At 70.5% G+C, this 22,283-nt stretch carries 22 protein-coding genes and 1 pseudogene; 12 read left to right on the top strand and 11 right to left on the bottom strand.

All coding sequences use genetic code 11. The annotated features are described in order from the left end of the window. The 6 genes and pseudogenes from E2F49_RS15760 (at position 1) to E2F49_RS15785 (ending at position 4,587) form a co-directional block, all read left to right on the top strand. Positions 1 to 177: a DUF2934 domain-containing protein gene (locus E2F49_RS15760; protein ID WP_133394778.1), complete on the top strand. Its 177-nt coding sequence runs from the start codon at positions 1 to 3 to the stop codon at positions 175 to 177. Beyond that, positions 177 to 2,315 (top strand): glycogen debranching protein GlgX, encoded by a 2,139-nt coding sequence (gene glgX / locus E2F49_RS15765; RefSeq protein ID WP_133394779.1) that lies wholly within the window; start codon positions 177 to 179, stop codon positions 2,313 to 2,315. Before E2F49_RS15760 ends, glgX begins: the two co-directional genes overlap by 1 nt. Before the next feature lie 144 nt (positions 2,316 to 2,459). Next, a pseudogene (locus E2F49_RS15770) lies at positions 2,460 to 3,226 on the top strand (OBAP family protein). Between the two features lie 136 nt (positions 3,227 to 3,362). Beyond that, a complete protein-coding gene (locus tag E2F49_RS15775) occupies positions 3,363 to 3,593 on the top strand; it encodes a DUF378 domain-containing protein (protein ID WP_055250396.1) in 231 nt (76 codons plus the stop codon). A 48-nt stretch (positions 3,594 to 3,641) separates the two neighbouring features. After that, entirely contained in the window at positions 3,642 to 3,884 is a 243-nt protein-coding gene (locus tag E2F49_RS15780) for a hypothetical protein (protein WP_133394780.1), read from the top strand. A gap of 97 nt (positions 3,885 to 3,981) precedes the next feature. Next, a complete protein-coding gene (locus tag E2F49_RS15785) occupies positions 3,982 to 4,587 on the top strand; it encodes a hypothetical protein (protein ID WP_133394781.1) in 606 nt (201 codons plus the stop codon). A 67-nt stretch (positions 4,588 to 4,654) separates the two neighbouring features. On the opposite strand, the gene E2F49_RS15790 is transcribed toward E2F49_RS15785, so the two are convergent. After that, positions 4,655 to 5,539, bottom strand: a complete 885-nt coding sequence (locus E2F49_RS15790; protein ID WP_425481404.1) for a LytTR family DNA-binding domain-containing protein — start codon at positions 5,537 to 5,539, stop codon at positions 4,655 to 4,657. A 145-nt stretch (positions 5,540 to 5,684) separates the two neighbouring features. Here E2F49_RS15790 and E2F49_RS15795 point away from each other — a divergent pair, with 145 nt between their 5' ends. Further along, positions 5,685 to 6,956: an acyltransferase family protein gene (locus E2F49_RS15795; RefSeq protein ID WP_133394783.1), complete on the top strand. Its 1,272-nt coding sequence runs from the start codon at positions 5,685 to 5,687 to the stop codon at positions 6,954 to 6,956. Here the strand turns inward: E2F49_RS15795 and E2F49_RS15800 are convergent. From E2F49_RS15800 to E2F49_RS16750, 4 genes are all read right to left on the bottom strand, one after another. Beyond that, positions 6,913 to 7,185, bottom strand: coding sequence for a hypothetical protein (locus tag E2F49_RS15800; RefSeq protein WP_133394784.1), 273 nt, complete (start codon positions 7,183 to 7,185; stop codon positions 6,913 to 6,915). The two genes, E2F49_RS15795 and E2F49_RS15800, sit on opposite strands and share 44 nt — an antisense overlap. Before the next feature lie 111 nt (positions 7,186 to 7,296). Then, positions 7,297 to 7,647 carry a hypothetical protein gene (locus E2F49_RS15805; RefSeq protein ID WP_133394785.1) on the bottom strand — a complete coding sequence of 117 codons (351 nt, stop codon included), beginning with the start codon at positions 7,645 to 7,647 and terminating at the stop codon, positions 7,297 to 7,299. A 77-nt stretch (positions 7,648 to 7,724) separates the two neighbouring features. Beyond that, positions 7,725 to 9,614 carry a tRNA uridine-5-carboxymethylaminomethyl(34) synthesis enzyme MnmG gene (gene mnmG, locus E2F49_RS15810; RefSeq protein ID WP_133394786.1) on the bottom strand — a complete coding sequence of 630 codons (1,890 nt, stop codon included), beginning with the start codon at positions 9,612 to 9,614 and terminating at the stop codon, positions 7,725 to 7,727. 383 nt (positions 9,615 to 9,997) lie between these two features. Next, a complete protein-coding gene (locus E2F49_RS16750; RefSeq protein ID WP_133394787.1) occupies positions 9,998 to 10,777 on the bottom strand; it encodes a hypothetical protein in 780 nt (259 codons plus the stop codon). A 141-nt stretch (positions 10,778 to 10,918) separates the two neighbouring features. Here E2F49_RS16750 and E2F49_RS15820 point away from each other — a divergent pair, with 141 nt between their 5' ends. From E2F49_RS15820 to E2F49_RS15835, 4 genes are all read left to right on the top strand, one after another. Further along, positions 10,919 to 11,899: a threonine ammonia-lyase gene (locus tag E2F49_RS15820; protein ID WP_133394788.1), complete on the top strand. Its 981-nt coding sequence runs from the start codon at positions 10,919 to 10,921 to the stop codon at positions 11,897 to 11,899. Positions 11,900 to 11,915: 16 nt separating this feature from the next. Beyond that, complete coding sequence (locus tag E2F49_RS15825) at positions 11,916 to 12,539, top strand: YdcF family protein (protein ID WP_133394789.1); 624 nt, start codon at positions 11,916 to 11,918, stop codon at positions 12,537 to 12,539. Further along, positions 12,536 to 12,952 (top strand): ketosteroid isomerase-related protein, encoded by a 417-nt coding sequence (locus E2F49_RS15830; protein WP_133394790.1) that lies wholly within the window; start codon positions 12,536 to 12,538, stop codon positions 12,950 to 12,952. Before E2F49_RS15825 ends, E2F49_RS15830 begins: the two co-directional genes overlap by 4 nt. A gap of 95 nt (positions 12,953 to 13,047) precedes the next feature. Further along, the gene (locus E2F49_RS15835) at positions 13,048 to 14,325 is read left to right on the top strand and encodes a heme biosynthesis HemY N-terminal domain-containing protein (RefSeq protein WP_133394791.1); all 1,278 of its coding nucleotides are present in this window, start codon (positions 13,048 to 13,050) and stop codon (positions 14,323 to 14,325) included. 322 nt (positions 14,326 to 14,647) lie between these two features. Here E2F49_RS15835 and E2F49_RS15840 read toward each other — a convergent pair whose 3' ends face one another. Beyond that, positions 14,648 to 15,223, bottom strand: coding sequence for a hypothetical protein (locus tag E2F49_RS15840; protein ID WP_133394792.1), 576 nt, complete (start codon positions 15,221 to 15,223; stop codon positions 14,648 to 14,650). A 23-nt stretch (positions 15,224 to 15,246) separates the two neighbouring features. After that, entirely contained in the window at positions 15,247 to 16,524 is a 1,278-nt protein-coding gene (locus tag E2F49_RS15845) for an acetyl-CoA C-acetyltransferase (protein ID WP_133394793.1), read from the bottom strand. Between the two features lie 92 nt (positions 16,525 to 16,616). Here E2F49_RS15845 and E2F49_RS15850 point away from each other — a divergent pair, with 92 nt between their 5' ends. After that, positions 16,617 to 17,519, top strand: a complete 903-nt coding sequence (locus tag E2F49_RS15850; RefSeq protein ID WP_133394794.1) for a hypothetical protein — start codon at positions 16,617 to 16,619, stop codon at positions 17,517 to 17,519. A gap of 361 nt (positions 17,520 to 17,880) precedes the next feature. On the opposite strand, the gene E2F49_RS15855 is transcribed toward E2F49_RS15850, so the two are convergent. From E2F49_RS15855 to E2F49_RS15870, 4 genes are all read right to left on the bottom strand, one after another. Continuing rightward, on the bottom strand, positions 17,881 to 18,507 hold the full coding sequence (locus E2F49_RS15855; RefSeq protein WP_425481407.1) for a superoxide dismutase family protein: 627 nt from the start codon (positions 18,505 to 18,507) through the stop codon (positions 17,881 to 17,883). Between the two features lie 154 nt (positions 18,508 to 18,661). Continuing rightward, a complete protein-coding gene (locus E2F49_RS15860; protein ID WP_133394795.1) occupies positions 18,662 to 19,213 on the bottom strand; it encodes a superoxide dismutase family protein in 552 nt (183 codons plus the stop codon). 46 nt (positions 19,214 to 19,259) lie between these two features. Continuing rightward, on the bottom strand, positions 19,260 to 20,684 hold the full coding sequence (gene ntrC, locus E2F49_RS15865) for a nitrogen regulation protein NR(I) (protein WP_133394796.1): 1,425 nt from the start codon (positions 20,682 to 20,684) through the stop codon (positions 19,260 to 19,262). After that, a complete protein-coding gene (locus E2F49_RS15870; protein ID WP_133394797.1) occupies positions 20,681 to 21,760 on the bottom strand; it encodes a two-component system sensor histidine kinase NtrB in 1,080 nt (359 codons plus the stop codon). Before E2F49_RS15870 ends, ntrC begins: the two co-directional genes overlap by 4 nt. Between the last annotated feature and the right edge of the window lie 523 nt (positions 21,761 to 22,283).

The following is a 22,283-nucleotide window of genomic DNA, read 5'->3' on the forward strand; positions in this document are numbered from 1 at the left end:
ATGGACGAGCAACAACGCAATGCCCGGATCCGGGAACTGGCCCGCGAGATCTGGGACGCCGAAGGTCGGCCCGACGGGCAGGCGACGCGGCACTGGGCGATGGCCGAGCGCCTGGTCGATGCCGAACAGCGCGCGACGCACGAGGACCACGGCTTCGCCGACGGGAGCGGACATTGATGGCCGCAACCCGCAGCACGCCCGACCGCCTGCGCCAGCGATCGCGCGTCCGTGAGGGACGCCCGTTTCCGCTCGGCGCGACCTGGGACGGCCTGGGCGTCAACTTCGCGCTCTACTCGGCCAATGCCACGCGCGTGGAGCTGTGCCTGTTCGATACGCGCGGGCGCGAGACCGAGCGCATCGTCCTGCCCGAGCACACCGACGAGATCTGGCACGGCTATCTGCCGGACGTGCGCCCCGGCCAGCTGTACGGCTATCGCGTGCATGGCCCGTACGCGCCGGACGCCGGTCACCGCTTCAATCCGCACAAGCTGCTGCTCGATCCCTATGCCAAACAGATCGTCGGCGAACTCAAGTGGGCGCCACATCTGTTCGGCTACACGATCGGGCATCGCGATGGCGACCTGAGTTTCGACCGCCGCGACAGCGCCGCCTACATGCCCAAGGCCGCGGTCATCGACCCGGCCCACACCTGGGGCGACGACCGCCGCCTGCACACGCCGTGGGAGCGCACGGTGGTCTACGAAGCCCATGTGCGCGGCCTGACGATGCGCCACCCGCAGGTGTCCGAGCCCGCGCGCGGCACGTTCGCCGCGACCAAGAACGATGCGGTGATCGCGCATCTGAAGGCGATCGGCGCGACCGCCATCGAGCTTCTGCCGATCCACGCCTTCGTCGACGACCAGCACCTGCTCGAACGCGGTCTGCGCAACTACTGGGGCTACAACTCGATCGGCTTCTTCGCGCCGCACCCGCGCTATCTGGCCAGCGGCAACATCGCCGAGTTCAAGCAGATGGTCGCCCACCTGCACCGCGCGGGCATCGAAGTTCTCTTGGACGTGGTCTACAACCACACCGCCGAGGGCAACGAGCTGGGCCCGACGCTATCGTTCAAGGGCATCGACAACGCGAGCTACTACAAGCTGGCCGAAGACCGCCGCTACTACATCAATGACACCGGCACCGGAAACACGTTCGACCTCACCAATGCCGGCGCATTGCGCCTGGTCAACGACTCGCTGCGCTACTGGGCCGACCAGATGCACGTCGACGGCTTCCGCTTCGACCTGGCGACGATTCTCGGCCGCGAGCCGCACGGTTTCGACCGCAGCAGCGGCTTCCTGGACGCAGTGGGCCAGGACCCGTTGCTGGCCGGCACCAAGCTGATCGCCGAACCCTGGGACATCGGTCCGGGCGGCTACCAGGTCGGCAACTTCCCGCCGGGCTGGTCGGAATGGAACGACAAGTACCGCGACACGATGCGCGCCTACTGGCGCGGCGACGGCGGCCAGCTGCCCGAGGTCGCGCGCCGCTTCACCGGCTCGGCGGACCTGTTCGACCATCGCGGCCGGCGGCCGCGCGCGTCGGTCAACTTCGTCACCGCGCACGACGGCTTCAACCTGCGCGATCTCGTCAGCTACGCCGACAAGCACAACGCGGCCAACGGCGAGGACAACCGCGACGGGCACGACCACAGCCTGTCGGCGAACTACGGCGCCGAAGGCGAGACCGACGATGCCGGCATCAACGCGCTGCGCGCGCGGCAGCAGCGCAATTTCCTCGCGACGCTGCTGCTGTCGCAGGGCACCCCGATGCTGCTGGCCGGCGACGAGCTCGGCCACACCCAGCAGGGCAACAACAACGCCTATTGCCAGGACAACGAAATCGCCTGGCTGGACTGGGATCGCGCGGACAGCGAGGCCGGCCGCACGCTGTCGCGCTTCGTCGCGCGGCTGACGCGCCTGCGCCGCGAACACCCGCTGCTGCGGCGCACGCGCTGGTTCGACGGACAGTTCGACGAGACGCTCGGCTTCCGCGACATCACCTGGCTGGCGCCCGACGGCGCCGAACTGACGCCTGCGCAATGGGACGATCCCGAAGCGCGCGCATTGATGGTGCGGCTCGACGGACGCGCGCCGGAAAGCGGCCTGCGCGCGCTGGCGACCGACGTCACGATGCTGCTGCTGTTCAACGCGGCGTCGAATGCGGTCGACTTCGTCCTGCCCGACGACACCGCCGGCCCCTGGCGCGTGCTGGCGGACACTGCCGATCCGGAATCGTCGGCCGCCATCGAAGGTGGCACGCGGCTGTCGCGCTGCGACCGGAGTCTGTTGCTGCTCGCAGCGCACCGCGACTGACGGTCCTGTCGCCGTGACACATGTGCAGATGCTGCACGTGTGTCACGGTCGATGCCAGTCGGCGCGTGTTCGCCCTGCGGGAATCGCGTTTGCGCGACACACCGCAACCCAGGCTGCCGCGTTCCCGATCTCGAGGACGCCTGCATGGCATCGATCCGACCGGCCCGGGCATGGCTCGTGGCGCTTGCCCTGTCCGGCTGCGGCGGCCGCGACGACGCGCCGCCGCTCGCGCCGCCTGGCGCGGACACCACGGCGCGCACCGATGTCCTCAAGGCCGGCGCGGCCGTGCTGCAGAACGACGGGCCGACCGCGAAGCTCGACGTCCATATCGTCGGCTTCCACCGATGCGCGACGCGCCCGACCACCAGATGGAAGCGCACCATTACTGTCGACAGGTCAACGAGGACTTCGCCCAGTGCGCCCTGTTCGACAGTGCGGAGCCGGGCGCCAACCTGACGGGCGTGGAATACATCGTGTCCGCGCGTGTCTTCGCGTCGCTGCCGGAAGACGAGCGCGCATACTGGCATCCGCACAACGGCGAGATCCTGTCCGGACAGCTCGTCGCGCCAGGTCTGCCACGGATCGCGGAGACCGAACTCATGCGCAGCAAGCTCAACAGCTACGGCAAGACCTGGCATACCTGGCACACGCGCCACGGCACCGCACCGGGCGACGCGCTGCCGCTCGGACCGGCCGCACTCGCATGGTCCTTCAGTCGCGACGGCGAGGTCGATCCGGCACTGGTCGCGGCGCGCGATGCGCGGCTCGGCATCGACACCGCGCAGAAGCGCGCCGCGCGTGCGCCACTCGCAGAAGGGGCGCGACCGCAATCCGGCGTCGACACCCTGCGCGCGCATTTCCCCGACGCCACCCCCATTCCGGGCGTCGTGCAGGACGCCGCGGCGCACTGATCGCGCAGCTTCTGCGCACGGCGATCGCACGCAAGCGCGATGCCGATCGAAATGCGCGAAATGCACCGGAAAAACTCGCTTCTGTTTCACCACCGCGTTGCAAAGGTGCGGGCTCCCCACTCGAGGAAGCACTGCAATGAAGACGGTCAACATCATCACACTCGTCCTGGTCATCATCGGCGGCATCAACTGGGGACTGGTCGGTCTGTTCCAGTTCGATCTGGTCGCGGCGATCTTCGGCGGCCAGGACGCCCTGCTGGCGCGTGCGGTGTACGTGCTCGTCGGTGTGTCGGCGGTGTGGCAGCTGGTGCCGCTGTTCGGCGCCGGCCATGCAGGCGAAGCGGCGGCCCAGCGTCACCATCGCTGATCGACGCGCCTGCCCACGCCTCGCGTGGGCGGGCAACGCGGTTCGCCCATGCAGCGCCTGTTCGCCCTCGGCTTCTTCACGCTCGCGGTCGTCGCGGCGCTGGCGTATGCCGCCTGCACACTGGCGCGCATGAAGGTGCACTTCGATGCGACCTGCCTGCATCCGCGCGCGCTGCGCGCGGTCTTCGCACGCGCGCATCGTCGCGCCGTCGGCGGCCAGCGCATCGCCATGACGACGACACTCGTCGCGGCCGCGGGCGCGCTGGCCTGCTGCTGGCCGTTCGCCGACTGAGCGCAGGTTTCGCTCCATCGTCGGCTACGGGACTGCCGACGACATCCCCCAACGCCCGGCAGCGAGCCTGCCGGATCATCGAACCACGGACACCGCCATGCCCACGCCTCCCGCCGACACCCATCTGGTCGACCAGGAACTCGAAGACACGTTCCCGGCCAGCGATCCCCCGTCGATGTCGACGCCGTCCACCGCGACGACGCGCAACGCCTCGCCCGAGCTGGACCCCGGAACCGGCTGGATCGATCTCTACCGGGTCGAGCCAGACGGGCGTGACGCCGATGCCGGCGGCCTGCCGTCGATCGCGCATCGCGCGGACGCAGGTCCGGTGTGCTTCGGCACTTCGGCCGCACTGGCGCTGCTGCACCATCTCGTCGAGGGCGACGCATCGGCCATGCGCGTCTGCATCGTCAGCGCGCGCGTCGCACTGGACCGGATCGACAGTTTCGCCATCGCACCTCCGGCCAGCGAGCCGCGACGGTCAGACGAGAACGCATCGCCGCTCGCGCAGCGTGGCGAGGCACCGGCGCACCGTCCGGGCCGCCTCCGACCGAGCGCGCTCTCGCCGGCCGACCGCGAAGTGGTGTGGGACCCGGCACACCCCGACGCCGGCACGCTGAGCATCGTCGCGCGCACGGTATTCGATCTCGACCCGCGGCTGGTTCGCCTCGCACGCGGCGGCGGTGTCGACCCGACCGGCTGACGCGTACCGGACCGGGCATCGCTACCGCCACGGCAGACAGATGTCCTCGCGCACCGCCTGACGCCGATCACGCAGCGGTCGCGGTACGCAACTGCTCGCGGTGACGCCGGCTGCAGGGCACCGCGCTGCCGTCGTCGAAATGCACACGTGCATCGCCGCCGTCGAGCGGTTCGATCGATGCGATACGGGTCACGTTGACCAGATGGCTGCGATGCACGCGGACGAAGCGCTCGGGATCGAGCCGCGCCTGCAGCTCCGCCAGCGTGCTTCGCAGCGGATAGACCTTGCCGCGTACGTGCAGGTTCGCGTAGTTGCCCGACGCCTGCACCCGCTCGATGTCGTCGGCTGCCACCAGGAATTCCCGGCCCAGCTTGCGGACCAGGAAGCGTGCCGGTCGTTCGACCGGTTCGACGGGCGGACTGTCGTCGTCGGGCGCGACCAGCAGCGAGGCCTCGCCCTGCAGGCGGCGCACCAGCAGGCGATAGCCGTGCAGCAGCACCACGATGCCGAGAAAGGTGCGCACATCCTTCAGATATTCGTAGACGAACGCGTCTCCGAACACGTAGACCTCGCCGTGCCAGGCGTAGACCAGCTTGCGCATGCCGACCATCAGGCCGACATGGAGCATCGACCAGATCACGCTGGCCAGCGCATAGACCGGCAGACGCCGATGCCAGTTGTCCAGGTGCACCGGCCAGCGCGCGGTGAACCAGACCATCGCCGGCACCAGCAGCAGCAACGCGGCCGCACTGCTGCTCTCCCAGCTCGCGATCTCCCATGCGGCGAAACCCAGGCCCAGGCGCTCGACGTCCATCCACGTGGTGGTGGTGTTGCCCACGGCGGACAGCAGGCAGGTGATGAGCCAGTAGCCGACCTCGACCGGTCGACGGATCGCGAGATAGCGCTCTGCACCGGAGCGTGGCGGGACGGGACGATCGGACATGCCGCGCATTCTAGGCAGCGGGTGCCGGACAACCGGCGCCGTTCGTCCCTGCGTGGCCACGATTCGTCCCCGGAACCGCGCCATCAAGCCATCGGTGGCGTGCGGCGGGCGCATCGCAGCGCACCGTGTCGCCTCACCCCGACAGGCCCCCCGCATGGCACGACGCCACGATCTCGACACCCTGCGCGTCTTCGCGTTCGCGCTGCTGATCCTCTATCACGTGGGCATGGTCTACGTGGTGGACTGGGACTTCCACATCAAGAGTCCGACGCTGCTGGTCTGGGCGGAATGGCCGATGGTGCTGGTCAACCGCTGGCGCATGTCGCTGCTGTTCCTGCTCTCGGGGCTCGCGCTGGGACTGGTGTCGGCGCGCCGCTCGCCGATGCGGCTGATGGTCGTGCGCAGCTGGCGTTTGCTGCTGCCGCTGGCCTTCGGCATCGTCGCGATCGTGCCGGTGCAGGCCTGGTGCGAGGCGCGGATGCTGGGCACGTTCGACGCAGGCTTCGGCAGCTTTCTCCTGCGTTACCTGCAGCTGCGTCCTTGGCCTGCCGGCACCTTCACCGGTGCGGCGTACGGCTTCACCTGGAACCATCTCTGGTATCTGCCCTATCTGTGGAGCTACACGATGCTGGTCCTGCTCTTTCTGCCGCTGCTGCGCTGGTCGGGTGGCGTTCGATTCGCGGACTGGTTGGGCAGCCGTGGGCGTCTGTGGCTGTGGATCGTGCCGCCGCTCTGGATGCTGGCCGCGCTGCTGCTGCTCGCGCCGCGATTCCCCTCCACGCATGCGCTGGTGGGCGACTGGTTCAACCACGCGCAATACGGTGCGGCGTTCGCGTTCGGCGTGTTCGCATCCGATCGCGCCGCATTGTGGGCGGCACTGGTGCGGCGACGCTGGGTGTTCACCGTCGCCGCGCTGTCGGGCGCCGGCATCTACATGGGCCTGCGGGTGATCGGACGTCTGCTCGAGACCGGCGCGATGACAGTCGACTCGCTACCTGCCGGGGTGCCGCTGGAGGCGTGGAAACTGCTGTCGACCTGCGCGCATGCGCTCTACTGGTGGACGGCGCTGCTCGCTTTGCTGGCGTGGGCCGCGCACGCCTTGAACCGCCCGTGGCGGGGACTGCGTTACGCCAGCGAGGCGGTGTACCCGTGGTACATCCTGCACCAGAGCCTGATCGTGCTCGCCGCCTACGTCCTCATCCCGCGCGGGCTCGGCCCGGTCTTGGAGCCCCTGTCGGTTCTCGCGATCACCGTCATCGGCTGCCTGTTGATCCATGAGTGCCTGATCCGGCGGATCGGCTGGTTGCGGCCGCTGTTCGGTCTGCCGGCGCGCGACTCGTCGGGCGGTCCAGCCGCCGCCCCGCTCCGCGGTGACGCCTGGCTCACCAGTGCAGCGAGAATGTCGCGTCGTCCTGATCCCGCGTGAGTTCGACCTCGAAGCCGCGGCCCCTGATCGCGGCGACGATGCGCTCGCAGTCGGCATCGTCCAGTCCATTGAGCCGGATGCACGTCACCAGCGAGCGTTGGCAGTTGCGCGCTGCCGCCTCGGCCTCGCGCAGCATGTCGGCCACGACGAATTCGGCGATGCTGCGTTGCGAGCCGTCGACGAGCGAGCGGGCGTCCTCGGCATTGAAGCCGCGCATCTGTGAGGACATGGGCACCTCCGGTCTTGCTTCGATCTGTGTCGATGCAGATACAGGCGATGGCGCCGGAACAGCGTCAACGCCGCGAGGTCAGCGATGTGCAAGCCGACTGAACGGCGGCGCTCAGCGTCTACGACGTCGCCACCAACCGCCGAGCGCCGAGGCGGCGGCCGCAGGCACCGCCAGCACCAGCGCATAGAGCAGACCGGCCAGGATCAGGGGTTCGACACCTGCAACGACGGCAACCACCGGAATCTGCGCCAGCAGGACGAGCAGTCCCCACAGCCAGGCACGCGCCGGAAACGCCAACCCCAGCGCGAGCGACAACAGCAGCGCGCCCGGGTACCACAGCGTCCAGTAGGTGCCCGCATCCCAGGGCTCGCCGCCGCCGATCATCCAGGACGCGAGGCCCCAGTACGCGAGGCCGCAGACCAGCGAGAGGGCCGCGCCGCGGCCGATACCATGTCGTGTCATCGAGAGCGCCATCGTCCGGAAGGTGCCTCACCAGAGCACAGACCGGTGAAACGCCGGATGATCGCGCGGTGACCGGCTCAGGCCGCGCGCGTGCGTCGGGCGCGCTCGAGATGCACCAGCAGCAGCGAGATCGCCGCCGGTGTCATGCCGGGAATGCGCTGGGCCTGGCCGACCGTGAGCGGCCGCACCTGGGTCAGCTTCTGCGCCAGTTCGGCCGACAGTCCGCGGACCTGTGCGTAGTCGAAGTCCTGCGAGATCGCAGTGGTTTCCTGGCGCTGCTGACGCTCGATCTCCACGCGCTGGCGTTCGAGATAGCCGGAGTACTTGGCTTCGATCTCGACCTGCTCGGCGACGTCCGCATCGCGCACACCCGGGCCGATGCCCTCGACCTGCATCAGCGACGCGTACCCGAGTTCGGGACGCCGCAGCAGATCGATGCCGTTGCTCTCGCGGCGCAGCTCGATGCCGAGCGCGTCGACCGCGGCGCGGCCGATCGCGTTCTGCGGCGACGCCCACAGGCCGCGCAGACGCTGGCTTTCCTGTTCAACCGCTTCGCGCTTGGCGTCGAAGCGCGCCCAGCGCGCATCGTCGACCAGGCCGAGTTCCCGGCCCACCGCGGTCAGGCGCAGGTCCGCATTGTCCTCGCGCAGCTGCAGCCGGTATTCGGCGCGGCTGGTGAACATGCGGTAGGGCTCTTTCGTGCCGTGGGTGATCAGGTCGTCGACGAGCACGCCGATGTAGGCCTGGTCGCGACGCGGGCTCCAGCTCTCCAGCCCGCACACTTGGCGCGCGGCATTGACGCCCGCGAGCAGGCCCTGCGCGGCGGCTTCTTCGTAGCCGGTGGTGCCGTTGATCTGGCCGGCGAAATACAGGCCCGCGACGGCGCGCGTTTCCAGCGTCGCCTTGAGCCCGCGTGGGTCGAAGAAGTCGTACTCGATCGCATAGCCGGCGCGGGTGATGTGGGCATGCTCGAAGCCGACGATGCTGCGCACGACGTCCAGCTGCACGTCGAACGGCAGCGAGGTCGAGATGCCGTTGGGATAGATCTCGGCAACGTCCAGCCCTTCGGGTTCGACGAAGATCTGGTGGCTGTCCTTGTCGGCGAAGCGCACCACCTTGTCCTCGATCGAGGGGCAGTAGCGCGGGCCGATACCTTCGATCTGCCCGGAGTACATCGGCGAGCGATGCAGCGCGCCGCGGATGATCTCGTGCGTGCGCTCTGTGGTGCGGGTGATCCAGCACGGCACCTGACGCGGATGGTCGGCGTGGCTGCCCATGAAGGAGAACACCGGACGCGGATCGTCGCCCGGCTGGATCGTCATCGCCGTGTAGTCGAGCGTGCGGCCGTCGATGCGCGGCGGCGTACCGGTCTTCAGGCGATCGACCACGAAGGGGCGCTCGCGCAGACGCGCGGCGAGCGTTGCGGCGGGCGGATCGCCCGCACGGCCGCCGACCGACTGCGCTTCGCCGATGTGGATGCGTCCGGCGAGGAACGTGCCGGCGGTCAGCACCACGGCCGGGGCCTCGAAGCGCAGCCCGGTCTGGGTGATCGCGCCGCGCACGGCATCGCCTTCGATGACCAGGTCATCGACCGCCGACTGGAAGATCGTCAGGTTCGGCTGCGCCTCGACCGCGCGACGCACGAAGGCGCGATACAGATTGCGGTCGGCCTGGCAGCGCGTCGCGCGCACGGCCGGGCCCTTGGACGCATTGAGGCGACGCCACTGGATGCCGGCCGCATCGGCCGCACGCGCCATCACGCCGCCGAGTGCGTCGATCTCGCGCACCAGGTGGCCCTTGCCGATCCCGCCAATCGCCGGGTTGCAGCTCATCACGCCGATGGTCTCGACGTTGTGGGTCAGCAGCAGGGTGCGGGCGCCGGCGCGTGCGGACGCCAGCGCGGCCTCGGTACCGGCGTGGCCGCCGCCGACGACGATGACGTCGTAGCTGTGGAAGTCGTTGCGCATGGGCGGATTATCCGCGAGTTCGCGGGCGCGGCGAAGCGCCGGCGCCAAAGTTGGCACAGAAGCTGCGTAGGAATTCCCGCACCCGCAGCGGCAAGCGTCTGAAAGGGGGGCGCGGCCGGAGATTGGAACAGGGCTGGCCAAGCACGCTGCGGGGAAGCACGGGGCCGGATGTCGGGGGACATCCGGCCCCATCTTTTTTCAGGCTCCGGTCCGGCGCTCGGGGTGCTGCGCGGATCAGGAGCCGACGCCCGGCGGAGGCGGAACAGGGGGGATCCGGTATTCCCCCGCCGGGTGTCGACAGCCGGTGTGACCTTTTCGTCGGAAACCGACGCATCCGGTCACGCGAGGCTGAGAATCTCCCGCCGCCCCGGCCAGCGCAAGCACTAGATCGGCTCGACTTCCCGGGTTGTGACCGTGGTCCGCCTTTCACCGCGGGCGCTCGGCGCGCGTTCCATCCGCGCCGGCGGCGGGCGGCTCACGGGCGTGGCCTGCTGCGGCGGCCGCTGGAATTCCGGACGCGGCGCGGGCGAACCACCGCCGCCGACACGCTCGGGCCGCGGCGGCGGGGTGAAGCCCGGCCTCGGCTGCGGACGCGACTGGCCCTCGCCGCGTGGCGGACGACCGCCCCAGCCACCGCCGGGACGCCCCGGACGGTCGGCATCGGCGCGGTCGGGGCCACCCTGGCCCCAGCCGGGACCCGGGCCCCCGGGACGACCGAAGCCGGGCCGGTCAGGCCGGTCGGGGCGCGATTCGCCGGGCCGGATCGGGCGACCGCCGCCATACACCGGACGCCCGCCGCTTTCGGGACGGGCATGCTGGTAGTGGTCGCCGGGACGCGGCGGGCGGTGATGCTCCGGTCGCCCCGGATAGACCGGACGCACGATCACCGGCGGCGGACGGTAGTAGCCGCCGCCGTAGTAGCCGTAGGGGTAGCGGTTCCAGCCGGGATAGCCGCCATAGCGGTAGTAGGGCGAACCGTAACCGGCACCGCCGTACCAGCCGCTTCCTCGGCCGTAGCCGAGACTGCCGTAGGGCGCGCCGTAATACCTGTACGTCGTGCCGGGCGAACCGTAGTAGTAGTCGCCGCTGCCGCCGCGGTATCCGTATGTGGTGCAGCCGGCCAGCGTCATGCAGGCCACGAGCAGAACAGCCTTGCGGATCATGTCGGTCCACCCCTGTCGATCTGTCGTCCAGAATCCGCCCGCGGCATTGAATCGGCCCTTAAGCGCCAAGGTCGCGCGCGGGTCGCTTCATCCCGTCGCTGGAGCGATGAATCGCGACGGTCGCTCCGTTACGCTTGCCCGATGATGGACACGATTTCCCTGCCAGGTCCCGACGATGTGCTCGCGGCAGCGGCACGCATCGCCGGCCACGCGCACCTGACCCCGGTGCTGCGCGCGCGCACGCTCGACGATGCGGCCGGCTGCAGTCTGCATTTCAAGGCCGAACACCTGCAGCGCGCGGGCGCATTCAAGTTCCGCGGCGCGTGCAACGCGGTGTGGTCGCTCGACGGTGCCGCCGCCGCGCGCGGCGTGGTGACCCACTCCTCCGGCAACCATGGCGCCGCGCTGGCGCTGGCGGCCGCATCCCGGGGCATTGCCTGCCACGTGGTGGCGCCCGAAGGCGCGGTCGCGACCAAGCTCGCGGCGATCGCCGGCTACGGCGCGGTGCTGCACCGCTGCGCGCCGACGCTGGCCGCGCGCGAGGCCACCTGCGAGGCGCTGCGCGTGCAGACTCGCGCGACGCTGGTGCATCCCTACACCCATCACGACGTGATCGCCGGCCAGGGCACGGCCGCACTGGAACTGCTGCAGGCCGCCGGTCCGCTCGACGTGCTGGTGGTGCCGGTCGGGGGCGGCGGTCTGGCCGCGGGCACGGCGCTGGCCATCGCGCAGGCCTCGCCATCGACCCGTCTGGTGCTGGCCGAACCGCAGGGCGCCGACGACACGTCGCGCTCGCTGCAGGCCGGCGCGCGCGTCGACGATCTCGTGCCGGACACGGTCTGCGACGGCCTGCGCGGCCTGCTGGGCGCGCCGAACTTCGCAATCCTCGATGCGCATCGCAGCAGCGACGGCACGCCGGTCGAGGTGATCACCGTCGACGATGCCGACACCGTCGCCGCGATGCGCCGGATGGCGGTGCACACCAAGCAGCTGGTCGAACCGTCTTCGGCAATCGCACTTGCCGCGGTGCTCGCGCATCGCGCCCGGTTCGCAGGCCAGCGCGTGGGCATCGTGCTCAGCGGCGGCAACGTCGATCCCGACCGCCTGCCGTGGCTGTCGTGACCGGAATGCGCCTGCGATGACGCGCAAACGCGGCCCGGTGCGCCGCTTCCTCCGCTTCTGCGTGCTGCTGACGCTGCTGGTGCTCGCCTGGCTGCTGGGCGTTGCCGGATGGATCGTGCACGTCGGCAACCGCGACGAGGCCGGACCGGCCGATGCGATCGTCGTGCTCGGCGCGGCCGCCTACGACGCCCAGCCTTCGCCGGTCTTCGAGGCGCGCATCGACCACGGCCTCGACCTCTATCACGCCGGCCACGCGAAGACGCTGATCTTCACCGGCGGCTACGGCGGCGCGAAGGCGCGGTTTTCCGAATCGCAGGTCGCGCGCCGCTATGCGCTGCGTCGCGACGTGCCCGAATCGGCGATCCTGATCGAGTCGCGCTCGCGCACCACGCTGGAGAATCTGGTCGAGACGCGCCGCCTGCTGCAGGAACACGACCTCCACCGCGTGATCATCGTGAGCGACCCGCTGCACATGGCCCGCGCGCTGCGCGCCAGCCGTCGGCTCGGCATCGACGCGCTCGGCTCGCCGACGCCGTCCACACGCTTCCGCACCTTCCGCACGCAACGCGAGTTCCTGTTGCGCGAGGTCTACTTCTTCCACCGCGATCTCTTCGACACCGCACGACAGGCCCTGCGATGACCGACACCCCACAGTCCGCCGCCCTGCAACTGGTGCAGGCCTACTACGCCGCCTTCAACGCGGGCGACCGCGCCGCGATGCTCGCGCTGCTGACCGACGACGTCGCGCACGATCTCAACCAGGGCGCGCGCGAGACCGGACGCGCGGCCTTCGTCGCCTTCATGCAGCGCATGGATGCGAGTTATCGCGAGCGGCTCGAGGACATCGTCGTTATGGCCACCGCGGATGGCCGACGCGCCGCTGCCGAGTACGTGGTGCATGGCGCGTACCTCGCCGACGATGCCGGCCTGCCGCCGGCGAAGGGCCAGCGCTACGTGCTGCCGGGCGGCGCGTTCTTCGACATCAAGGGCGGCCGCATCGCGCGCGTGAGCAACTACTACAACCTCGAGGACTGGATCGCGCAGGTCGGCTGAACGCGCGCCTCGCGGGTCGCGCGTCCGCGACGGGTCCATCACGAAGGTGTCTGGCACCGTAGCCATCCTTCCCATCGCCGCGTCCGGAATCCGCCATGTCCCTGCTCCGTGCCCTGCTGGTCTGGATCGTCATCGCCCTGCTGGGCGCGCTGGCCGCGCAGCTGCTGCTGGCCGGCGACCCGAGCTACGTGCTGGTGCATCGCGCCGGCGTCAACTACACGACCACCATCGCCAATGCCATCGCGATGGCCCTCGGCGTGATGGTGCTGTTCTGGCTGCTGGTCACCCTGGTCACGCTGCCGTTCCGCAGCTGGGGCCGCTATCGCGAAACCAGGGCGCAGAGCCGCGTCGGTGAAGGTCTCGATGCCCTGCATCAGGGCCACTACACGCGCGCCGAGAAACTGCTCGCGCAGTCGGCGGACGAGAATCCGCACTACGAGCCGGCTGCACGCATCGCCGCGACCCAGGCCGCGATCGCCCGCGGCGACGAAGCCGCAGCACGCGCGCATCTGGACCGCTTCGGCGAGCGCCACCCGGCGACGCGTGCGATCGCGCTGGCCGAGATCGCGCTGCTCGACGAGCGTCCGATCGACGCGCTGACCGCCCTCGACGCACCGGCAGCGCAACCGCTGCCGCCGCGGGGCCTCGCGCTGCGCGCCGACGCGTGGGCGCAGACGGGCCACGCGGCCGAGGCCTACGGCCTGCTCGGCGCACTGCGCAAGCAGAACGCGCTGCCCGAGGCGCAGCTCGAGATCCGCGAGATCCGCTGGGCCGCCGCCTCGCTGCACGAGGCCGCCGATGCGAACGTGTTGGCCGAGCGCTGGGAAGCACTGCCCAAGCACATCCGCACCGAAACGCCGGTGGTGCTGGCGTACGCGGATCGCGCGGTCGCCCTTGGCTGGCACGATGCCGCGCTCAAGAGTCTGGAAACCGCACTCGATGCGCGCTGGGACGAGCGCGTGGCCGCACGCTATGCCGCGCTGGAGATCGGCGACCCGGCGCATCGCCAGTCGCGCATGGAGCGCTGGCTCGCCGCACATCCCGCCAGCCCCGGCGTGATGCTGGGCCTGGCGCGTCTCCACCACATGCAGCGCGACTGGCCGAACAGCCGCGATTATCTGCACCGCGCCATCGACCAGGGCGCCGGCAGCGATGCCTGGGTGCAGCTGGGCGATGGCTACGCCGCCGCGGGCGACGAGCGCAATGCACGTCTGTGCTACGCGAACGCACTGCGCGCGTCGCGCAACGAGCCGGTCGTCCCGCTGGCCCCGGCCCCGGTGGTCGCGGACCCGATCGAGCCCGAGATCCGCGATCCGCAGGGGCTGCCCTACGTGCATGGCGACGCACCGCCGCACCGGACGGATCGGCTTTGAGCGTGCGATGTGCAGGGCGCCCTGTTTCTTCATCTGCTCGGACGAGGCAGGCGCCGCGTCATCCAGCGACCGCCCTTCCGGCAGGACTCGACAGACGGGCGTCTGATCGAGCCCGCATCCGTTCTGCTTCAGGGGCTCTTGAAGCACGCCGCGAGCGCGGAGACGAACCCAGGATCAAGATGGGTTCCGCCTGATCAAACGTACGTCTGTCGAGAGCCGCCGGCACGACGGAGGCGACGTCTTTCCGCGAAATCTCTGCATTCGCGTCGGTGCAAGCACTGACCCGGCGCGATTCCGGAATCAGCCGCGCCTCTCGAGCACCTCAACGCATCAGACGATGCACGGCCACAGCGGCGTCGAGCGCCTGATCGAGCGTGATCGCCCCGGCGGTGCCACGGCCATTGCCGGCGATGGTCACCGTGACCGGGCCGACGATGACCTGCGGGCCGACCGGGCCCAGCGGCGCCTTGCCGTCGAGCAGGCCGTCGGGAATCGCGACGAACCCGCCCAGCGCGGACACGCGCGCGTCTTCGGCGTAGAGACCGGCGCGTTGCATGTCGGCCGCGGTCAGCGGTTCGCGATCGACGATGACGATCGCGCCGAATGCGCCGCCGTCGGCCGCATTGCGCCACGCGCAGCTGATGCCGTAGCTCACATCGCCGTCCTGCCGGGTACCGGCCTCGTCGACGGCCTCGAAGCCGGTGACGAGTTCGCCGAGCGCGGTCGCGATCGCAGTGCAACCGGGCAGCGCCTCGGGCGGCGGCGGTGCGGAGACGATGTGCGGGCCGGACGTAACCGGCGGCGTCGATGCCGGCTCGGCATTGTCGCCACAGGCGACGAGCGTGGACACGGCGAAGGCGAGCAGGCCGATGCGGCCCGCGGCACGGAAAACGGACATGCGCGAGAGTTCCTGCGGAAGGATCAGCGTTCGAGGATCGCGACGACGCCCATGCCGCCGGCGGTGCAGATCGAGATCAGCGCGCGGCCACCGCCGCGTTCCTTGAGCTGCTTGGCGGTCGTCGCGACGATGCGTGCGCCGGTCGCGGCGAAAGGATGGCCGGCGGCCAGCGACGAGCCGACCGGATTGATCTTCGCGGGATCGATGCGCCCCAGCGGCGCGTCCAGGTTCAGACGCGTGCGGCAGTAGTCCTCGCTCTCCCACGCGCGCAGCGTGCACAGCACCTGCGCGGCGAAGGCCTCGTGGATCTCGTAGATGTCGAAATCCTGCAGCGTGAGGCCGTTGCGCGCGAGCATCTCGGCCACCGCGACGGTCGGCGCCATCAGCAGGCCCTCGCCGTGCACGAAATCGACCGCCGACACGTGCGCGTCGCGGATGTGGCACAGCACCTCGTGGCCGTGCGTCGCGGCCCACGCGTCGCTCGCCAGCAGACACGCGGCCGCGCCGTCGGTCAGCGGCGTGGAGTTGGCAGCGGTCAGCGTGCCGCGGCCGGACGTCTTGTCGAACGCCGGCTTGAGCGTCGCGAGCTTCGCGATCGAGGTGTCGGGACGCAGGATGTTGTCGCGCGAGACGCCGCGGAAGCTCACGACCAGATCGTCGAAGAAGCCGCGCTCGTAGGCGGCGGCCAGCTTGTGGTGCGAGGCGACGGCGAGTTCGTCCTGCGAATCACGGCCGATGTTCCATTCCTTGGCCATGTCCTCGCAGTGCTCGCCCATTGACTTGCCGGTGCGCGGCTCGGCCACGCCCGGGAAATCGGGCTTGAGTTCGCGCAGGCGGAAGCCCTTGAACGCGGCGAGCTTGTCCTTCGTCGTCTTGGCGGCGTTCGCGTCGAGCAGACGACGGCGCAGCGCCTTGCCGTAGACGATCGGCACGTCGGACGTCGTGTCCGAACCGCCGCCGATGCCCGATTCGATCTGCCCGGCAGCGATCTTGTTGCCGATGGTGATGATCGAATCGAGCGAAGTGCCGCAGGCGCGCTGCAGGGTCAGACCCGGGGTCAGCGCCGAGAGGCCCGACGACAGCGCCGCCTCGCGGCCGAGGTTCCAGTCGTTGGAATGCTTGATCACTGCGCCCATCGCCACTTCGCCGAGCTGCTGGCCGTGCAGGCCGAACTTCTCGACCAGAGCGCCCAGGGTGCGCACCGACATGCCCAGATTGCCCACGTCCGCATAGGCGGTGTTCTGACGACAGAACGGGATACGGACGCCACCCAGCACGGCGACGGGACGACCTGACAGCATCGGAATGACCTCGGCGGAACCTGCGTGAGACTGTCCCGGACGCGGGACGGGCATAATGTGAACGAGTGTATCGCTGCCGATGTGCACGGCCAATGACCGCAGATCCCGACATTTCCCGACAAGATTCAACGCAACCGCAGGTGCTCGGCGTGCTCGCGCTCGAGCTCAGCGACGACTCGGTGCCGGCGCGCGCCGCGCTCGGCCAGCAGGCCGCGGGCGAGCTGGCCACCCTGCTCGGCCGCGACCTCGGCGCCCTGGTGCCCGGCGTGCGCGACCTCGATCTGTCGTTCGCCGCCGCGCATTTCGACCCGGCCGAACTGCTGCGGCCGGGCTGGCCGATGCACCGGCGGCTCGAGGAGCTGCGTGTGCGCGCGCCCAAGTCCGGCGAAGGCCCGCGCATCATCGCCTTCGGCGCGGATGCGAGCGGCGCGGTGCCGCTGCCCTTCCAGTCCGACACGCAGCTGGCCGGCGGGCGCCTGCGGGTGCTGCCCTACCTGTTCGTCGGCGAGCCTGCGGCCACCGCCGCTGTCGCCGAACACATGGAGTCGATGCTGCTCGATCTGGGCATGGCCAAGGCCGACACCGCGCTGTGTGCGCAGGAGGCGTTCGGCGCGCGCATCGAACACGCCCGCTACCTCACCCTGCACGACCTGCTGGCGATGACCGCGTTGCAGTACCGCAACCAGGGCCTGGATCCGTTGTGGGACGTGCTCGAAACCGCCCTGCTCGCGCCCGGGGCGGAGGCCTGGCTGGACGCGCCGCCGGAACCGCTGCTGCGGCATGTGGACGGCGAGGTGCGCATCGCGATGCTGTCGCCCGACGACTGGCGCCTGCGCTGCGCACCGGGCGAGTCGGACGACGGCCGACTGGCGCAGGGCTTCGCGATGTACGAAGCGCGGCAGCGTCAGCTGTCGGCGGTGCTGCAGGCGCACGGCGTGCCGGTGGTGTTCCTGCACGTGGCGCCGGGGCAGGATCCGACGGCGGCCTTGCGCTGAGACAGCGGCGGTCGTCGCTCCGAACGCCTCAACCGATCTCGAGCACTGGATGACCTGCCCCTTCCCCCGCGTGCGGGGGAAGGCTGGGATGGGGGCAAACGTTCCGCCTGCGGTGGGGTCCTGAGCACTGGGATGTCGCGCGGGAGACGCCCGCATGACGGCGGACGGGTTGCCCCCACCCAACCCTCCCCCGCAGGCGGGGGAGGGCTCGAGGCTGCCGACTGTTCTCACGCAGAGCAGGATTGAAGCGAGCTGTCTCCTGCGATCGCGTGCACGTGCATCCACGGATCGCCCATGAAGAACGCCCGCCTCCCATGACAGGAAGCGGGCGTCGTCAGACGCGTGTTGCGCGAGGCGTGGCTCAGCCGGCCTGGATCACGCCGCAGGCCAGACGATCGCCGGCATTGCCGGTCGGCTGGGTCACGTAGTCGTCGGCGTCCTTGTGGACGATGACGCCCTTGCCGACGACGTCGGTCGCGGCGCCGTCACCGAGAGTCACGCCTTCCAGCCAGCCCTTGACCTGCGCGGTGCCGTCGGCGCCGGCGGTGATGTTGTCGCTGTCGCCGCCGTGGTGGGCGCCCTGGCCGACGCGGCCGTGGTCGGTGCTGCCGGGATTGAAGTGGCCGCCGGCGCTGGTCGCGTCCGGGGCGCTGCAGTCGCCGGTCTCATGGACGTGGAAGCCGTGGGTGCCGCCACCGGGCAGGCCGGTCACGGTGCCGGTGACTTCGATCCGGCCGTCGACGACCGCGAAGCGCAGTTCGCCGGCGGTCTGGTTGCCGGCGGTCGGCTGCAGGGTGGCCATTGCGGTCGCAGCTGACGCGGCGGCCGGCGCCGGTGTCGCGGCCGGCGGCATGGTGCCGGCGGTCTCGGCGGCGCGGTCGGCTTCGGCGGCGGCGTTGTCACCGTCGTTCGACGAATCGGCGCCACCGCCGCAGGCGGCCAGCGCGAGCGCCAGCGCGGCGGGAATCGGCAACAGGAAGCGGGACATCTTCATGGAATTTCCTCGTCTCGGTGAGTGGACGCGGCATCCGCGCCGTGCGTCGCCACAACGCGCAGCATCCACCGGGCGCGGTTTTCGCCGCGTGAGCATCCCCCGCAGACGGTGATTCGCCGGGTGGCGCGACACAGTGCCGCGCAACCGCCTACTGCAGCCGCACGGGGCCGCAGGCCACGCGCGCGCCAATCGCACCAGGCGTCGCGCCCAGCACCAGCAGCGCGCGACCGACGATGTCGTTCGCCGCACCCCCGCCCAGCACCGCGCCGGGCAGCAGCAGATCCAGCGTGGCGACGCCCTGCGCGTTGGCGACGATGCGGCCGCGTTCGCCCGAATCGGACAGGCGCGAGGGCTGGCCGGTGGTCGCGTCGAATTCGGGACCGGCGCTGGCGGCATCGACCGCGCTGCAGTCGCCGCGCGTGTGCAGACGCAGGTTGTGGGTGCCGTTGCGCACCAGCCCGCCGATCTCGCCGCGCACGCGCACGCCGCCGACATCCGGCGACAGCACCACGCGGCCGCTGACCAGCGAGCCCGACGCCGATGCAAGGTTGGCGATCGCGCCCTGGGCTGTGCCGGTGCTGGCGATCGCGGTGACCGCCGGCGGCGCGGTCTGGACGGCGGGACGCGGGACACTCGCGCAGCCGGCGAGCAGAAGCGCGGCGGCAGCCGCGAGAGTGGGGAGTCGGGCGGTTCGGGTCATGGCGGGCACCTTAGCGCGCGATCGCGCCGCGTCGATGAAAGCCCGCTCAACCGCGGCGACCGCGCGCACCGAGTTTGCGGGTCAGCGTGTTGCGGCCGACGCCGAGCCGCGTCGCCGCTTCTGCGCGACGTCCGCCGGTATGCACCAGTGCGGTTTCCAGCAGCGCGCGATCAAGACGCTCGCGGGCCTGCGCGTGGATGTCGGCATCGCCCGCGCGCAGCCGCGTATCGGCCCAGGCGCGCAGCGCATCGTCCCAGCTGTCGGCATGGACCGGCGTATCGACCGGTCGCTGCGCATCGCCCGCGACCGGCAGCAGTCCCTCCAGATCCTGCGGCGTCACCAGATCCGCCGGTGCCAACGCGGCCAGACGCCAGCACAGGTTCTGCAGCTCGCGCACGTTGCCCGGCCAGTCGTGGTCGCGCAGGCGTTGCAGGGCCGCACGGCCCAGCCGCTTGGGCGGCGCATCGAGCCGGTCGGCGGCGGCCTGCAGGAAGCGTTCGGCGAGCTGCCCGACATCCTCGCGCCGCTCGCGCAGCGGCGGCAGCTTCAGCCGCACGACGTCGAGCCGGTGCAGCAGGTCGGCGCGGAAACGGCCCTCGGCGACGAGACGCTCGAGATCCTGATGGGTCGCGGCGATCACGCGCACGTCGACGCGGATCAGCTCGCGCCCGCCGACGCGGAAGAACTCGTCCTCGGCCAGCACGCGCAGCAGGCGCGTCTGCAGCGAGGCCGGCATGTCGCCGATCTCGTCGAGGAACAGCGTGCCGCCGTCGGCCTGTTCGAAACGGCCGATGTAACGCCGCGAAGCGCCGGTGAACGCGCCGGCCTCGTGGCCGAACAGTTCGCTCTCCAGCAGCTCGGCCGGAATGGCCGCGGTGTTGAGCGCGACGAAGGGCTTGCGCGCGCGCGGCGATTCGCGGTGCAGCGCGCGTGCGACCAATTCCTTGCCGGTGCCGGTCTCGCCGGTGACCAGCACCGACACCGGTGCCTGCGCGAGGCGGCCGATCGCGCGGAACAGCTGCTGCATCGCCGGCGTGTCGCCGACCAGCGCGTCGCTGTCGCCGCTCGGCGGCGGCGCATCGTCCGGCGCGGTGTCGTGATCGCCGAGCACGCGCGCGGCCAGTGCGACCGCCTCGTCGAGATCGAAGGGCTTGGACAGGAATTCGTGCGCGCCGCCGCGAAACGCACCGGCGGTGCTGGCGACGTCGGTATAGGCCGACATCACCACGACCGGCAGCTGCGGGTGTTTCTGCTTGAGCGCATCGAGCAGCTGCAGGCCCGAGTCGCCGGGCATGCGCACGTCGGTGAACAGCAGGTCCGGTGCGGGTTTCTGCGCGAGCGCATCGCGCACCGCCTGCGCGCTGTCGAAGCCCGACACGTCGTAGCCCGCTTCGGTCAACGCGGTGGCCAGCACGAAGCGGACCGAGCGGTCGTCGTCGACGACCCAGACGCGCGGCGCGGTAGTGGTCATGCGGGCATGGGCTCCGTGGGTATCGGGTCGGCCTCGCCCGATGCCTCATCGGGAAACGGCAGTTGCAGAGTGAAGACGGTATGGCCGCTGCGCGAGCGGTAGACCAGCGCGCCGCGATGTTCGCGCGCGACCTGTTGCGCCATCGCCAGCCCCAGGCCGCTGCCGTCGGGCCGACCGGAGACCAGCGGCAGGAAGATCTGCTCGACCATGTCCTCGGGCACGCCGCGTCCGTCGTCGACGACCTCCAGCCGCAGCACCATCGCGTGCACCTCGTCGCCGATGCGCACGCCCAGCGCGGCGCGCGTGCGCAGGGTGATGTTGGCCGCGCCGGCCTGGATCGCGTTGCGCACGAGATTCCAGATCGCCTGGGTCAGGCGGTCGGGATCGCCTGAGAGTTCCGGCAGGCTGGGGTCGTAGTCGCGGATCATGCGCACCGCCCAGCCGGCGTCGGCTTCGGCCAGACGCAGCACCTGCTCGAGCACGCCGTGGATGTTGAGCGCGCGGTGCGGCGTGGGCGAGCGCGGCGACAGCAGCTGGTCGACCAGTGCACCGAGGCGCGCGACTTCGGTGTCGACCAGCGCCACCAGCTCGCGCGATTCCCCGTCGCTGACGCGTCGCGCCAGCAGCTGCGCCGCGCCCTTGAGGCCCGCCAGCGGATTGCGCAGTTCGTGGGCCAGTCCGCGCAGGGCGGCCGACAGCGCCAGCGGCATCGCCAGCGTCGGATCGGCGCCGGGGAACTCGTCGACCGGATGCGCTTCGAGCAGCAGGCCGCCATCGGCCTCGCGGGTCAGCCAGGCATCGGCGAAGCGCGGCTCGCCGCCGAGGAAGGCCAGCACCAGCCGGCGGACGCGCAGAGGCCCGTCAGCCGGATCGCCGGGCGTGCGCAGGGCCAGCCGCAGCACGTCGCCGTCGACCTCCAGCGCCGCCAGCGGCTGATCGATCAGGCGCTTGCGGCCCACGCCGAGCCAGCGCGCGAAGGCGACGTTGCAGGTGCAGATGCGACCGTCGGGCCCGGCCCAGACCAGCGGCGTGGTCAGCGCATCGAAGGGCTGCGGCGGTGGGGTTTCGTCGGCCATGCACCAATGTAGTGCATCGGACACTGGCGCTGACAGATGCACGGCGCCTGCTTTCGAGCCCTCCCCCGCTCACGGGGGAGAGTCGGGTGGGGGCGAAGCGTCCGGCGACGGGATGACGACCCCAAGCGAACTGCATCTGAGGCCCTCCGCCTTGGAGGACTTGCCCGCCTCTGATCGTTCGCCCCCTCCCAACCCTCCCCCGCTCGCGGGGAGGGCTCAAGGATGCACGGTGCCTGCTTTCGAGCCCTCCCCCGTTTACGGGGGAGGGTTGGGTGGGGGCGAAGCGTCCGGCGACGGGATGACAACCCCAAGCGAACTGCTTTGCATCTGAGGCCCTCCGCCTTGGAGGACTTGCCCGCCTCTGATCGTTCGCCCCCACCCAACCCTCCCCCGCTTGCGGGGGAGGGCTCAAGGATGCACGGTGCCTGCATACGAGCCCTCCCCCGTTTACGGGGGAGGGTTGGGTGGGGGCGAAGCGTCCGGTGACGGGATGACGACCCCAAGCGAACTGCTTTGCATTTGA

Source organism: Luteimonas terrae (genome assembly GCF_004358165.1).
Classification (GTDB): Bacteria; Pseudomonadota; Gammaproteobacteria; order Xanthomonadales; family Xanthomonadaceae; genus Luteimonas; species Luteimonas terrae.

Coding starts and splice junctions, on each gene's coding strand:
- E2F49_RS15775 (WP_055250396.1), top strand. CDS start 3,363: ATGAAGACGGTCAACATCATCACACTCGTCCTGGTCATCATCGGCGGC.
- E2F49_RS15795 (WP_133394783.1), top strand. CDS start 5,685: ATGGCACGACGCCACGATCTCGACACCCTGCGCGTCTTCGCGTTCGCG.
- E2F49_RS15830 (WP_133394790.1), top strand. CDS start 12,536: ATGACCGACACCCCACAGTCCGCCGCCCTGCAACTGGTGCAGGCCTAC.
- mnmG (WP_133394786.1), bottom strand. CDS start 9,614: ATGCGCAACGACTTCCACAGCTACGACGTCATCGTCGTCGGCGGCGGC.
- glgX (WP_133394779.1), top strand. CDS start 177: ATGGCCGCAACCCGCAGCACGCCCGACCGCCTGCGCCAGCGATCGCGC.
- E2F49_RS15805 (WP_133394785.1), bottom strand. CDS start 7,647: ATGACACGACATGGTATCGGCCGCGGCGCGGCCCTCTCGCTGGTCTGC.
- E2F49_RS15860 (WP_133394795.1), bottom strand. CDS start 19,213: ATGACCCGAACCGCCCGACTCCCCACTCTCGCGGCTGCCGCCGCGCTT.
- E2F49_RS16750 (WP_133394787.1), bottom strand. CDS start 10,777: ATGATCCGCAAGGCTGTTCTGCTCGTGGCCTGCATGACGCTGGCCGGC.
- E2F49_RS15850 (WP_133394794.1), top strand. CDS start 16,617: ATGACCGCAGATCCCGACATTTCCCGACAAGATTCAACGCAACCGCAG.
- E2F49_RS15825 (WP_133394789.1), top strand. CDS start 11,916: ATGACGCGCAAACGCGGCCCGGTGCGCCGCTTCCTCCGCTTCTGCGTG.
- E2F49_RS15855 (WP_425481407.1), bottom strand. CDS start 18,507: ATGTCCCGCTTCCTGTTGCCGATTCCCGCCGCGCTGGCGCTCGCGCTG.
- E2F49_RS15800 (WP_133394784.1), bottom strand. CDS start 7,185: ATGTCCTCACAGATGCGCGGCTTCAATGCCGAGGACGCCCGCTCGCTC.
- E2F49_RS15840 (WP_133394792.1), bottom strand. CDS start 15,223: ATGTCCGTTTTCCGTGCCGCGGGCCGCATCGGCCTGCTCGCCTTCGCC.
- E2F49_RS15835 (WP_133394791.1), top strand. CDS start 13,048: ATGTCCCTGCTCCGTGCCCTGCTGGTCTGGATCGTCATCGCCCTGCTG.
- E2F49_RS15785 (WP_133394781.1), top strand. CDS start 3,982: ATGCCCACGCCTCCCGCCGACACCCATCTGGTCGACCAGGAACTCGAA.
- E2F49_RS15845 (WP_133394793.1), bottom strand. CDS start 16,524: ATGCTGTCAGGTCGTCCCGTCGCCGTGCTGGGTGGCGTCCGTATCCCG.
- ntrC (WP_133394796.1), bottom strand. CDS start 20,684: ATGACCACTACCGCGCCGCGCGTCTGGGTCGTCGACGACGACCGCTCG.
- E2F49_RS15780 (WP_133394780.1), top strand. CDS start 3,642: ATGCAGCGCCTGTTCGCCCTCGGCTTCTTCACGCTCGCGGTCGTCGCG.
- E2F49_RS15870 (WP_133394797.1), bottom strand. CDS start 21,760: ATGGCCGACGAAACCCCACCGCCGCAGCCCTTCGATGCGCTGACCACG.
- E2F49_RS15790 (WP_425481404.1), bottom strand. CDS start 5,539: ATGCGCGGCATGTCCGATCGTCCCGTCCCGCCACGCTCCGGTGCAGAG.
- E2F49_RS15760 (WP_133394778.1), top strand. CDS start 1: ATGGACGAGCAACAACGCAATGCCCGGATCCGGGAACTGGCCCGCGAG.
- E2F49_RS15820 (WP_133394788.1), top strand. CDS start 10,919: ATGATGGACACGATTTCCCTGCCAGGTCCCGACGATGTGCTCGCGGCA.